The sequence below is a fragment of the Halomonas elongata DSM 2581 genome (assembly GCF_000196875.2).
GTDB classification, from domain to species: Bacteria; Pseudomonadota; Gammaproteobacteria; order Pseudomonadales; family Halomonadaceae; genus Halomonas; species Halomonas elongata.
The window spans coordinates 1,444,923-1,457,961 of the sequence record NC_014532.2 but is presented as its reverse complement, the minus strand read 5'-3'; the positions used below and the strand labels follow the sequence as shown (position 1 = coordinate 1,457,961).

Annotated in this window: 12 protein-coding genes; 4 read left to right on the top strand and 8 right to left on the bottom strand. The window is 65.4% G+C overall.

Annotation, left to right across the window (positions count from 1 at the left end):
* Positions 1–67: 67 nt before the first annotated feature.
* From urtE to HELO_RS06925, 8 genes are all read right to left on the bottom strand, one after another.
* On the bottom strand, positions 68–766 hold the full coding sequence (gene urtE, locus HELO_RS06960; RefSeq protein ID WP_013332031.1) for an urea ABC transporter ATP-binding subunit UrtE: 699 nt from the start codon (positions 764–766) through the stop codon (positions 68–70).
* On the bottom strand, positions 766–1,605 hold the full coding sequence (urtD, locus tag HELO_RS06955; protein WP_013332030.1) for an urea ABC transporter ATP-binding protein UrtD: 840 nt from the start codon (positions 1,603–1,605) through the stop codon (positions 766–768). Before urtD ends, urtE begins: the two co-directional genes overlap by 1 nt.
* Entirely contained in the window at positions 1,602–2,726 is a 1,125-nt protein-coding gene (urtC, locus tag HELO_RS06950) for an urea ABC transporter permease subunit UrtC (protein WP_013332029.1), read from the bottom strand. The genes urtD and urtC overlap by 4 nt, the downstream gene beginning before the upstream one ends.
* 6 nt (positions 2,727–2,732) lie before the next feature.
* The gene (gene urtB, locus HELO_RS06945; RefSeq protein WP_013332028.1) at positions 2,733–4,334 is read right to left on the bottom strand and encodes an urea ABC transporter permease subunit UrtB; all 1,602 of its coding nucleotides are present in this window, start codon (positions 4,332–4,334) and stop codon (positions 2,733–2,735) included.
* A 185-nt stretch (positions 4,335–4,519) separates the two neighbouring features.
* On the bottom strand, positions 4,520–5,839 hold the full coding sequence (gene urtA, locus HELO_RS06940) for an urea ABC transporter substrate-binding protein (protein WP_013332027.1): 1,320 nt from the start codon (positions 5,837–5,839) through the stop codon (positions 4,520–4,522).
* Positions 5,840–6,170: 331 nt separating this feature from the next.
* Complete coding sequence (locus tag HELO_RS06935; RefSeq protein ID WP_013332026.1) at positions 6,171–7,697, bottom strand: tripartite tricarboxylate transporter permease; 1,527 nt, start codon at positions 7,695–7,697, stop codon at positions 6,171–6,173.
* Positions 7,697–8,149, bottom strand: a complete 453-nt coding sequence (locus HELO_RS06930) for a tripartite tricarboxylate transporter TctB family protein (RefSeq protein ID WP_013332025.1) — start codon at positions 8,147–8,149, stop codon at positions 7,697–7,699. The genes HELO_RS06935 and HELO_RS06930 overlap by 1 nt, the downstream gene beginning before the upstream one ends.
* Positions 8,149–9,135 (bottom strand): Bug family tripartite tricarboxylate transporter substrate binding protein, encoded by a 987-nt coding sequence (locus HELO_RS06925; protein WP_013332024.1) that lies wholly within the window; start codon positions 9,133–9,135, stop codon positions 8,149–8,151. Before HELO_RS06925 ends, HELO_RS06930 begins: the two co-directional genes overlap by 1 nt.
* A 185-nt stretch (positions 9,136–9,320) precedes the next feature.
* Between HELO_RS06925 and HELO_RS06920 the strand changes: the two genes are divergently transcribed.
* From HELO_RS06920 to HELO_RS06905, 4 genes are read left to right on the top strand one after another with little or no spacing between them, the layout of a single operon-like run.
* Positions 9,321–9,920 (top strand): helix-turn-helix domain-containing protein, encoded by a 600-nt coding sequence (locus tag HELO_RS06920; RefSeq protein WP_013332023.1) that lies wholly within the window; start codon positions 9,321–9,323, stop codon positions 9,918–9,920.
* Complete coding sequence (locus HELO_RS06915) at positions 9,917–10,579, top strand: response regulator transcription factor (protein ID WP_013332022.1); 663 nt, start codon at positions 9,917–9,919, stop codon at positions 10,577–10,579. Before HELO_RS06920 ends, HELO_RS06915 begins: the two co-directional genes overlap by 4 nt.
* Positions 10,576–11,949: a sensor histidine kinase N-terminal domain-containing protein gene (locus HELO_RS06910; protein WP_013332021.1), complete on the top strand. Its 1,374-nt coding sequence runs from the start codon at positions 10,576–10,578 to the stop codon at positions 11,947–11,949. The genes HELO_RS06915 and HELO_RS06910 overlap by 4 nt, the downstream gene beginning before the upstream one ends.
* Positions 11,946–13,010: an ABC transporter substrate-binding protein gene (locus HELO_RS06905; RefSeq protein ID WP_041601981.1), complete on the top strand. Its 1,065-nt coding sequence runs from the start codon at positions 11,946–11,948 to the stop codon at positions 13,008–13,010. The genes HELO_RS06910 and HELO_RS06905 overlap by 4 nt, the downstream gene beginning before the upstream one ends.
* Positions 13,011–13,039 lie beyond the last annotated feature (29 nt).

The window sequence follows — 13,039 nt, the reverse complement described above, 5'->3', positions numbered from 1 at the left end:
CGCTCGTGGCTCGTGGCTCGTAGCTCGTAGCTCGTAGCTCGTAGCTCGTAGCTCGTAGCTCCCGAGCCTAGACGGTCAGATGCTCCTTGATCAGCGTATCGGAAAGCTCGCCGATTTCTCCCCCGGCCACCGACCGTCCGCGATCCAGGATGGCGAAACGATCGGCGTACTTACGCGCAAAAGGCAGTTTCTGTTCCACCAGCAGCACGGTCAGGCCGTCCTCGGCAATCAGCCGGCGGATCACCTCGCCGATCTGGGTGACGATATTGGGCTGGATGCCCTCTCCCGGCTCGTCGAGAATCAGCAGGCGCGGCTCCAGCACCAGGGCGCGCCCGATGGCCAGTTGCTGCTGCTGGCCGCCGGAGAGATCGCCACCGCGGCGATGGCGCATTTCGGCCAGCACCGGGAAGAGTTCATGAATGCGCTCGGGAATCGACTTGCGGCCGTCGCCGCGCGCGGCCAGGCCGGTACGCAGATTTTCCTCGACCGTGAGCAGCGGAAAGATCTGTCGGCCCTGGGGCACATAGCCGATGCCCAGTCGCGAGCGCTCCTCCACGCGCTTGCGGGTCAATTCCACGTCGTCGGCGTAGCGGATACTGCCGGAGGCCGTGGCCACTTCGCCCATGACCGCCTTCATCAGCGTGGTCTTGCCGACCCCATTGCGTCCCATCACGCAGGTGCACTGCCCTGCCGGCACCTCGAGGTCGAGATCCCAGAGGGTGTGGCTCTCGCCGTAGTACTGGTTGAGCGTGTCGATGCTCAGCATCAGGCGACCTCCTCCTCGGTTCCCAGGTACACCTCGACCACCTTGGGATCGCTGGCGACCCGGTCCATGCTGCCCTCGGCCAGCACGCTGCCCTGGTGCAGCACCGTCACGGTGCGCGCGATGGAACGCACGAAGCCCATGTCATGCTCGACGACCACCACCGACTGCTTGCCCTTGCCGGCCAGGCCGGTGAGCAACTCGGCGGTGCGTTCCATCTCCTGCTCGGTCATGCCGGCCACCGGCTCGTCCACCAGCAGCAGGCGTGGCCGCTGCATCAGCAGCATGCCGATCTCCAGCCACTGCTTCTGGCCGTGGGACAGGATGCCCGCCGGAGCATGACGCAGCTCGATGAGGCCGATGGTCGCCAGCACCTCCTCGATGCGCTCGCATACCTCGCCGGTCAAACGCGCGGTCAGCGTGGGCAGGATGCGCTTGTCGGCGGCCATGGCCAGTTCCAGGTTCTCGAACACCGTCAATGCCTCGAACACCGTGGGTTTCTGGAACTTGCGGCCGATACCGAGACTGGCGATCTCCGGTTCGTTCATGGTCAGCAGGTCGTGACGGCTGCCGAACCACGCCGAGCCGGTATCGGGTCGGGTCTTGCCGGTGATGATGTCCATCATGGTGGTCTTGCCGGCCCCATTGGGACCGATGATGCAGCGCAGTTCACCGTCGTCGATGGTCAGGTTGAGGGCATCGATGGCCTTGAAGCCGTCGAAGCTGACGCTGACGTCTTCCAGATAGAGGATGGGCCCGTGGCGCACGTCCACCGGAGACGCCGCCGGCGCCAGAAAGTCGAAGACGCGATCGCGATCGGCCAGGGATTGCAGGAAACTCATGTGGCAGCCTCCCCTGCGGTCGGTTGTGATGTTGCGGCACGACGCCGGGGGCGCAGGCGCAGCAAGCCGGCAATTCCCCTGGGCAGGAAGACGGTGACCAGCACGAACATGCCGCCCAGGGCGAACAGCCAGGCATCGGGCATCACCCCGGTGAATACCGTCTTGGCATAGTTGACCAGCAGCGCGCCGATCACCGCCCCGTAGAGGGTCGCGCGGCCGCCCAGCGCCACCCACAGCACCACCTCGATGGAGAAGATCGGCGAGAACTCGCTGGGATTGATGATGCCCACCTGGGGCACGTAGAGGGCGCCGGCCAGCCCGGCGAGCATCGCCGAGACCACGAAGACGAACAGCTGGAAACGCTCGACCCGATAGCCCAGAAAGCGGGCTCGCGCCTCGGCATCGCGGCAGGCCACGCTGACCCGGCCCAGCTTGCTGGCGACGATCGCCCGGCACAGCACATAGCCCAACGCCAGGGCAACGCCGGTGGCGAGGAACAGTCCCAGCCGGGTGGCGTCGCTTCTCAGATCGAAGCCCAGCAACTCGCGGAAATCGGTGAGGCCGTTGTTGCCGCCGAAGCCCATCTCGTTGCGAAAGAAGGCCAGCATCAGGGCGAAGGTCATGGCCTGGGTGATGATCGACAGATACACCCCGGTGACCCGCGAGCGAAATGCCAGAAAGCCGAACACCAGCGCCAAAAGGCCCGGCGCCAGAAACACCATCAGAAAGGCGAACCACGGCATGTCGAAGCCCAGCCAGTACCAGGGCAGGCTGTCCCAGTCCAGGAACACCATGAAATCCGGCAGCACCGGGTCACCGTAGGTGCCCCGATCACCGATCTGGCGCATCAGGTACATGCCCATGGCATAGCCGCCCAGGGCGAAGAAGGCGCCATGGCCGAGACTGAGAATGCCCAGATAGCCCCACACCAGATCGACGGCCACCGCCAGCAGTGCATAGCTGAGGTACTTGCCGAGCAGCGTCACCGTATAGGTGGAGACATGCAGCGGATGGTCCGCCGGCACGGCCAGGTTGAGCAACGTCACCAACGCCAGGGCAGCCAGCAGGATGCCGAGGAACAGCCGGGTGGCGCGCTCACGAAAAGGTCTCGTCAACCACATGGCGAATCAGCCCTCCGCTGCCCGGCCCTTCTGCGGAAAGAGTCCGCGGGGGCGCTTCTGGATGAACAGGATGATGAACACGAGCACCACGATCGTGGCCAGCACCGCACCGGCCCAGGGCTCGAGCACCTGGTTGATGACACCCAGCGACAAACCGGCCACCAGGGTTCCCCAGAGATTGCCCACACCGCCGAACACCACCACCATGAAGGAGTCGATGATGTAGTTCTGGCCGAGATTGGGACCGACGTTGGTGAGCTGCGAGAGCGCCACCCCGGCCAGCCCCGCCACCCCGGAGCCCAGGGCGAAGGTCAGGATGTCCACCCGGGTGGCGCGAATGCCCATGGCACGCGCCATGCCGCGATTCTGGGTCACCGCCCGCACCTCCAGGCCCAGGCGGGTACGTCGCATCACCAGCATCAGCGCGGCGAACACCACCAGGGCGAAGCCCAGCACGTAGAGGCGATTGAGCGTCAGCGAGAGGCCCTCGTTGAGCATCAGCGAGCCGCTCATCCACTCCGGCGTGACCACGGTACGGTTCTGCGGCGAGATCACCGTGCGCACCAGTTGTTGCAGGATCAGGCTGACGCCGAAGGTGGCCAGCAGGGTCTCCAGCGGTCGTCCCTTGAGGAACTGGATGACGCCGCGCTCGATGGCCACACCAGCCAGCGCCGCCACCAGAAAGCCGGCGGGGATCGCCAGCAGCAGCGCCAGGCCGGGCTGGCCGGGCAGCAGTTGCTGCATGGCCCAGGTGGTGTAGGCGCCGAGCATTATCAGTTCGCCGTGGGCCATGTTGATCACTCCCATGACGCCGAAGGTGATCGCCAGGCCGATGGCCGCGAGCACCAGCACCGAGCCCAGCGAGAGACCGAAGTAGAGCGTCTCCAGGCCCCGGTTGAGCGTCATCTTCTGCTCGATAGCGGCCAGGGCCGAGGTCGCGGCGGCGGCGAGTTCCGGGTCCTCGCTGCGACTGGCGACATTCAGCGCCGCGCGTACCCGCGAATTCAGGCTGCCGCTCAGGGTTTCCACCGCTGCGACCTCGCCCGCTTCCAGGCGCTGGATGGCCAGGGCCTGCTCGAGCAGGCGACGCACTTCGGCGTCCTCCTCACCTTCGATGACCGCCCGGATCGGCTCGACCAGGCCGGCATCGACATCGCCAAGCAGCGCTCTGGCCGCCTCGCGACGTTCGGCGACTTCATCGGCATGCAGGTCGAGCACCGCCAGCGCGCCCTGCAACTGGCCGCGCAGGGCATTGTTGATGCCGATGCGGTCGAGTTCGCGGCGCGACATCTCGCCGGCATCCTCGAAGCTCAGCGCATCGACCACCGGCCAGTTGCGGCCGCGGTTCTCGACGACCACGACAAAGCGGCGGGTGTCCTTGTGGCGCTGCAGCTTGCCGCCGAGCAGCGCCTCGAGCCAGCGGCGACTGCGCGCGTCGCCGCTTTCGATGATGGCCTCGATCGCCTCGCCCTTCTCGGCGTAGGAGGCGGTAGCGAGGGGATCCAGCAGGGCCTGACCGGGATCGTCCTGCGCCTGTGCAGCCAGCGGCAGGCCGCACAGCAGGCACAGGCACAGCAGGCCTGACAGGAAGCGTGGGAGCATCCTCATTGGCGTGTCCTGTTATTCGACATCTTGCGAAAGGCTGGGCTTAGGAAAGGCTGGGCTTAGCCGTCGACAGGCCTACGTGAGGGCGCTGTGAACCCATCCCTGGGCGCTACATCTGCCATCCATGGCAGATGACCCTCACTACGCCCTGTCCCCGACGCCCAGCATCGGGCATCCAGATCGGGGTGTTATTCGGACGCCTCTTCCTCGGCCTGGCTGCCACCGCAGCTACCGCGCACCACGTTGTAGTTGCCGCATTCCATGGGCTTGCGCCAGTCGCTGATCAGGTCCCTGGAACCTTCCAGATAGTCGGACCAGGCGTCGCCGGCCACGGTGGAAGGTGTCTCCCAGACGATGGAGAACTGACCGTTGTCCTGGATCTCGCCGATCAGCACCGGCTTGGTGATGTGGTGGTTGGGCATCATCGTTGCGTAGCCGCCCGAGAGGTTGGGCACCGAGACGCCGATGATGGCGTCCTTGACCGCGTCCACCTCGGTGGTACCGGCCTTGCGCACCGCCTCGGTCCACATGTTGAAGCCGATGTAGTGCGCTTCCATGGGATCGTTGGTCACCGCCATCTCGTCGCCGGTGTGCTCGATCCAGGCGTCGATGAAGTCATAGTTGGCATCGGTATCGACGCTCATGAAATAGTTCCAGGCGGCCAGATGGCCGACCAGCGGGCCGGTGTCGATGCCGGTAAGCTCCTGCTCGCCCACCGAGAAGGCGACGACCGGGATGTCGGCGGCATCGATACCCTGATTGCCAAGCTCGCGGTAGAAAGGCACGTTGGCATCGCCGTTGATGGTGGAAACCACCGCAGTCTTCCTGCCCTCGCTGCCGAAGGCCTTGATCTCGGAGACGATGTTCTGCCAGTCCGAGTGACCAAAAGGCGTGTAGTTGACCATGATGTCTTCGTCGGCCACGCCGAACTCGTTCTTCAGGTAGGCCTCGAGGATCTTGTTGGTGGTACGCGGATAGACGTAGTCGGTGCCGGCCAGCACCCAGCGCTCGACGCCGACCTGATCATGCAGGTAATTGACGGCAGGAATCGCCTGCTGGTTGGGCGCCGCCCCCGTGTAGAAGACATTCTCGGAGGACTCCTCGCCCTCGTACTGCACCGGATAGAAGAGCAGGCCGTTGAGCTCCTCGACCACCGGCAGCACCGACTTGCGCGACACCGACGTCCAGTTGCCGAAGATGACGTCGACCTTCTCCTGGGCAAGCAGCTCGCGGGCCTTCTCGGCAAACAGCGGCCAATCGGAGGCGGGATCGACCACCACCGCCTCCAGGTCACGGCCCAGCAGGCCACCCTCGGCATTCTGCTGCTCGATCAGCATCTCCACGGTGTCCTTGAGCACCGTTTCGCTGATCGCCATGGTGCCGGACAGCGAATGCAGGATGCCCACCTTGATGGGATCTTCCTGCGCCAGAGCGGGTGTGGCGACGGCCAGGCTCAATAATGGAGCGGCCAGCCAGCGAGGACGCATGGCGGGACGAGGTGAGGTCATGGTGATCTCCTTGCGATCCGGATCGTTGTTATCGGAAGTCAGTGATCGAAAGTCAGGGCATGCACCGGGTGCACTCCCTGCCCACAATCCCAAGCAAGGGCCACGCCAGAATCACCTTTCACCTGATTATTGCTTTGATGTCAGACAAATAGCGCGCCTCGCCACCTGCCTCACGCCCTCGATGTTCTGCCTTGGTGCAGTCAACGAGCGGCCATTGCCTCGAATCAGTGCCCACCTCGTCCGCCCTGCACCTCTATCGTGCGATCAGAAACAAGACGGGGGCACTGGCCATGCCAGTGCCCCCGTCAGGGAATTGCCAGTACCGAAAGGCTCAGTCGCCTTCGGGACCTCCAGTCCCGGTGGCTACCTTCATGCGACGACGCAGGATGGGCCCGACGATATAAGGCAGGATCAGCCCCAGACCGGCGAACACCCACAGGCCGATGGCCAGGCCGCTGTCCCACAGAATGGTCCAGTCGCCGTCGGAGATATCCATGGCATGGCGCAGGTTCTTCTCCATCTCCGGCCCCAGCAGCAGGCCGAGAATCACCGGCACCAGGGGAATCTCGAGCTTGCGCAGCACGTAGCCCGCCACGCCGAAGGCCACCATGAAGTAGAGATCGAAGGTCGTGTTGCTGATCGAGTAGATGCCGACGAAGGCGATCATGGTGACGATCGGCAGCAGGTACATCGGCGGCACCGAAAGCAGCTTGACGAAGATGCCCACCAGCGGAATGTTCAGTACCAGCAACAGGAAGTTGCCGATCAGCAGCGCGGCAATCACGCCCCAGACGATGTCGGCGTTCTGGGTGAACATCAGCGGTCCCGGCGTGATGTTCAACGAGATCAGCAGCGCCAGCAGCACGGCGGTGGTGCCGCTGCCCGGCACGCCGAGCGTCAGCATGGGCACCAGGGCACCACTGGAGGCACCGTTATTGCCGGCTTCGGGGCCGGCCACACCGCGCGGGTCACCCTCGCCGAAATAGCCTTTCTTGCCGACGACCTTCTTCTCGAGCGTATAGCCGATGAAGCTGCCCAACGACGCCCCGGCACCCGGCAGAACGCCCGCAATGAAGCCCAGGATGCCACCGCGGATGCTCGACGGCATGATCTCGCGAATGTCCTTCCAGGAAAGCGTCAGCTTGTTGACGGTCATCTTCGCCTTGCCGCCACCAGCCTTGTCCTCGATGAAGAACAGCAGCTCGGAGATGGCAAACAGGCCGACGATGGCGATGATGAAGTCCACGCCCTCGTAAAGCTCGAGCACACCGAAGGTGTAGCGCTGCACCCCGGTGTTGTCGATGCCCACGGTGGCGATCATCAGGCCGATGCAGGCGGCCACCACGGTCTTCATCGGATTCTTGCCGGTGATACCGCCCAGGGTGGCGAAGGCCAGCAGGAAGAGAGCGAAATATTCCGCCGGACCAAAGGTCAGGGCGAAGTCGGCCAGCAAGGGCGCCAGCAGGATCAAGCCGATGGTGGCGATCAGGCTGCCCATGAACGAAGCCACGGCGGAGATCGCCAGTGCCTCGGCGGCCTTGCCCTTCTTGGCCATCGGATAGCCATCCAGGCAGGTCATCATCGCCGGCTCGTCACCGGGAATATTGAGCAGAATCGAGGAAATACGCCCGCCGTACATGGCACCGGCGTAGACCGCGGTGAGCATGATCAGCGCGGTCTCAGGCTGCAGCCCCAGGGTGAAGGCCAGCGGGATCAGGATCGCCACGCCATTGGCCGGCCCGAGGCCCGGCAGGGCGCCGATCAGGGTGCCGAGAAAGGCCCCCAGCAAGGCGAACATCAGGTTATGCGGCGCCAGCGCGACCGCAAACCCGTCCATCAGATAACCCAGGGTTTCCATCAGCCAACCTCCAGGAACGACAGCAGACCCAGCGGCAGCGCGAGGCCCAGGGCATAGTTGAAGATCAGAAACACCACCACGCCGGCCACGGCGCCGGTCGCATAGGCCCTGGGCAGGCTAGCGCCCATGCGCCAGCACAGGGTGCCCACCGCCAGGGTGGTGCTGATGATGAAGCCCAGCGGCTGCAGCAGCGCGGTATAGAGCAGCAGGACCACCACGGCAATGACCAGTTCGATGCCGGTACGGCTCCAGGGCCAGGCATTGTCCGGATCGGGCCGCACGATGAGATACAGGCTGCTCAATCCGAGCACCACGGCCAGCAGATAGGGAAAGGTCGCGGGCCCGACGGCCTCGGACCCGCCGAACGACTCGGGGAACTGACTGGCGCCCCAGCCGTACGCGACGGCCAGGACGATCAGCAGAACACCGAAGATACGGTCATTGAAGGTCATTACTTGATCAACCCGATGTCCTTGGAGAGGGTCTCGATGTCATCGATCTGGTTCTTGACGAACTCCTCGAATTCACCGGCGCTCATGTGGAACGGCATCAGGCCGTTCTGCTTCATGACGCTCTTCCACTCCTCGCTCTGGTAGATGGTGTCCATGGCGTCGGTCCAGTACTGCTTGGCCTCGTCGGAGATGTCGGCCGGCATGTAGAAACCGCGCCAGTTGGGGCCGACAGCGTCGATGCCCTGCTCCTTGGCGGTGGGAATATCGCTGTATTCGCCGGGCAGGCGCTCATCGGACAGCACCGCCAGCACCCGCAGGTCGCCCGACTCCATGAAGCCCTGGGCCTCGGAGATGTCGCCGGTGAAGGCATCGACATGGCCGCCGACCACCTGGGTCATGGCCTCGCCGCCATTGTTGTAGGAGAGATAGGGAATGCGCGGCAGGTTCTCCACGCCCGCCGCCTGGGCGGCAATCAGCACCTTGAGGTGATCCCAGCCACCCTTGGCACTGCCGCCGGCGAACTTGACGCTGCGCGGATCCTCCTTGAGCGCATCCATCAGTTCCGGCAGATCGTCGTACTCGGAGCCGTCGGATACGGCGATGACGCCGTAATCGGCCCCCAGTGCACCGATCCAGTTGACCATGTCGGCATTCATGCCGGGGAATTGCCCCTGGGCCAGGCGCGTCGTGGTCGCGGTGGAAGCCGCCACCAGCAACTGGTCGTCGCCGGCGCGCTTGCTGACGGTATGGGCATAGGCCACACCGCCGCCGGCACCGGCCATGTTGATGGTCTGCACGCTGGCCGGCACCAGGTCCAGTTCCTCGAGGACGTTACCGACGCTGCGGCAGGTGAAATCCCAACCGCCACCCGGATCGGCGGGGGCCAGGCATTCCATCTTGCCCTTCGGCTCGAAGGCCATGGCGGAACTCGCGCCGACCGTGAAGGCGGCGACGGCAACGAAGGTGAGCGGCGTCTTGATGGACATTGTTGTTGTCCCCTGAGGTCAGTGAAACGAAGGTTGCTTGAAGGACGCTGACGGCTAGCTTACAATTCTGTAAGGCAGAACAACGTTCCCTAGGATGGAAAGCTAGGCGTGACGCTCGAACGGGTCAACGCCCTTCGCAGCAAATTGCGACCAAAGTTTAATCTCGTGACATGGAGAGGCATGACATGGCCCAGGACCGTGTGGAAGCCGTCGAACGTGCCCTGACGGTGCTCGAAGCCTTCGACTCGCCCCAGGAGCACTTCACTCTCGCCGACCTCGCCCAGGCCACCGGCTTCTACAAGAGCACCCTGCTGCGCCTGCTCGGCTCGCTGGAGCGTCACGACTATGTGCAGCGTGGCGGCGACGGCCGCTGGCGCCTGGGCGGCACTCCGTCACGCCTGGCGCGTCGTCATGCCCCTTCACGCCAACTGGCCACACGCATCCAGCCCCTGCTCGACCGGCTGACCGCCGAAACCGGCGAGACCGCGGCCTTGCTGGAAATGCAACCGGGGATCGCCGAATGCCGACTGGTCGCCTTGCCCGATGCCGACCTGCGGCACGACCTCAGGCCAGGACAACGTTGGGAAATCGGTACCGAGGAGGATCCCCGTCCCCCGCTGCCGGGCGGTACCATGGAATGCCGCGCACTGGGCGGTGACCCCGACTTTCCTTCACTGTGGCTGACGCTCTCGGGACCGGCGAGCCGGCTCAGCCCGCAACGCGCATGTCGCGCCCTCGAGAGTGCCCTGGCACGACTCCACGAGACCGAGGAGACGACACCATGACGGTACTGCTGGTCGAAGATGATCGCCTGCTGGCCGAGACCCTGGTGGACGCCCTGCAACTCGGGGGACATCGTGTCCGCTACCTGGCCGACGGTCTCGAGGCCCACGCCTCGCTCGACACGGCGGATCACGGCAATGACCTGATCCTGCTCGATCTCAACCTGCCCGGCTGCAGCGGGCTGGACGTGCTGGAAACCCTGCGTCGCCACGACCGCGATACGCCCGTGCTGATTCTCACCGCGCGCGGCGCCGTGGAAGATCGGGTGCGCGGGCTGGACCTCGGCGCCGACGACTACCTCGCCAAGCCCTTCGCCCTGGACGAACTCGAGGCCCGGATTCGCGCCCTGCTGCGCCGTCGCGAGCGCCATCAAATGCTCCAGGTCGGCCCGCTACGCTTCGACGTCCTCGCGCAGCGCTTCAGCCTCGCCGATGAAGCCCTCTCGCTGCCACCACGTGAACAGCGCCTGCTGGCCTGCCTGATGCGTCATGCCGGCGAGCCGGTGGACAAGGCACGCCTGGCCGAGGAAGCCTTCCAGGGCGAATCCATGGGCGACAACGCCATCGAGGTCTACGTGCACCGCCTGCGCAAGCGCCTGAGCGATGACGGTATCGCCCTGCGTACCGTGCGCGGTATCGGTTATCTGCTGGAGGCATCTTGATCACCCGCGACAGCCTTTATCGCCGGCTGCTGACGTGGTTGCTGCTGCCCATGGTGGCACTCGGCGGTCTGATGCTGTTCCAGGCCTGGATCGACGCCCGCCAGACCGCCGATCGCGCCTTCGATCGACTGCTCGAGGCCGCGACCCTGGCGATCGCCGAGCAGGTCCAGTGGCAGGACGATCGATTGTGGCTCGACCTGCCACCCGCCGCGCTCGAGATGCTGGCCACCGACGCCGAGGAGCGCGTCTTCTACGCGATCTACGACAATCGGGGCCGCTTCGTCACCGGCAATGCCGAATTGCCGGGCGCCAGCGACGAGGCGATCGCGGCCGACGGCGGACTCCACTACCGCGACATCCAATGGCACGGCATGGCCCTGCGCGAAGGCATCCGACGCACCCGCCTGGAAGACTGGCGCCAGCGCGAGCGCTTCGACGTCCGCGTCGCGCATACCCGGGAAGGTCGCGAGCGCCTGGCCAGCCAACTGCTGCGCGGCAACCTGGCCTATATCCTCGGCATGGCCCTGCTGGCGGCCGCCACTCTGGTGATTGCCATCCGCACCGCCCTCGCTCCGCTCACCCGCCTGCGACGCGCCATCCGCGCCCGGGACCCACGCACCCTGGCGCCCCTGGAACTGCCCCTGCCCCGCGAACTGGCCGAGCTGCGCGAGACGCTCAACGAACTGTTGGCACGCATGCGCCGTGTGCGCGCCAACCAGGAACGTTTCATCGGCGATGCCTCACATCAGCTACGCACGCCCCTGGCCGGATTGTCGGCCCGCGCCGAACTGGCCCTTCGTCAGGATGACCCGGCGCAATGGCGCCAGGCGCTGATCGCCATGCAGGAGACCAGCACCCGCACTTCGCGCCTGGCCATGCAACTGCTGTCGCTGACCCGGCTCGACAACCCCGAGTACCGGCCGGAACTCGCGCCCGTGGCTCTCGACGAAATTGCCCGACGAGCCGTCAAACAGCACTGGAGCGCCTGTCATCGCGACGGCATCGACCTCGGCGTGGAAGCCCCGCAGAACACGGTCGAGGTTCAGGGGCTGGACTGGCAGCTCGAGGAGGCACTGGGCAATCTGATCGACAACGCGCGTCGCTACGGGGCCCGCCGCATCACCGTCCGGATAACCGAGGCGCCCCCGGTGCTCGAGGTCGAGGACGACGGCCCCGGCATCCCCGAGGCCAAGCGCCTGTTGATGCTGCGTCCCTTCCATCGCGGCAGCGACGATCCGGACGGTTCCGGCCTGGGCCTGGCCATCGTCGACGGTATCGCCCGCACCCACGGCGCACGCCTTGGCCTGGCCGACGGCCACGACGGCCAGGGGCTGAAGGTCACCCTGAGCTTCCCCGGAGATTCGCCATGAAAGCCCTGCTCCTGCTGTTCGCCTTGCTGCTGCCGCTCCCCGCCACCGCCCAGGTGGTGCACTACCCGGCGGCCTCCGGCACCGAACGGCCGGAGCCATTGATCGTCCAGGGCGCCCTGGATGTGGCCAATGTCCGGCCACTGCTGGACGACTTCCATCGTCGTCACCCGCATGTCGAACTGACCTATCGCAATCTGGATACCCTGCCGCTGTACCGGCGGTTTCTGGCCTCGCCCGACGAGGCCGATGTGCTCATCTCCTCGGCCATGCCCTGGCAGTACCGGCTCGTCAACGATGGCCATGCCCGTTCGCTGGACACCCCCGCGGCACACGATTGGCCGGCCTGGGCACGCTGGCGTCGCGAACTCTTCGCCTTCACCTTCGAACCCATCGTCATGGTGGTGCGTCGCGAGCTGGTGGAACGCTACGGCCGACCGGAAAGCCATGCCGACCTGCTGGCCACCCTGCGCGACCACCGGGACGACCTACGCGGCCGCGTCGTGACCTATGACCCGGAGCGCAGCGGCGCCGGCTACACCTACGCGATCGAGGAGTCACGGCTTTCGCCCCGCTACTGGGATCTGGTCACGGCGCTGGGTGATGTCGACACCGCCCTGGTGGATACCACCGGCGAGATGCTGGAAGGACTCGCCAGCGGGCGTTACTGGATCGGTTACAACCTGCTGGGCAGTTATGCGCGTCGTGTCGTCGACGCCAATCCGGATCTCGAAATGGTGGTGCCGGACGACTATACCCTGGTGATCCAGCGGCTGGCCTTCATGCCGCGCCAGGCACCACACCCACGCAGCGCACGACGCTTTCTCGACTACCTGATCAGCGAAGCCGGGCAAGGCGTGATCGCCAATCAAACGGCCCTTGGCGCCATTCACCCCGAATTGAGCGGCCCCGGCACGGCGGATGCCTGGCACGCCGAGCACAGCACTGCCTTGCGTCCGCTGTCGCTGGGCCCCGGGCTGCTGGCGACCCTCGACAACCTCAAGCGCCAGGCCCTGCTGACACGCTGGCGCCGCGAATTCGAGCGCGAGGAAAGTGCCCCCTGAGGGCCGCTACGAAAAAAGAAGATAGGAAG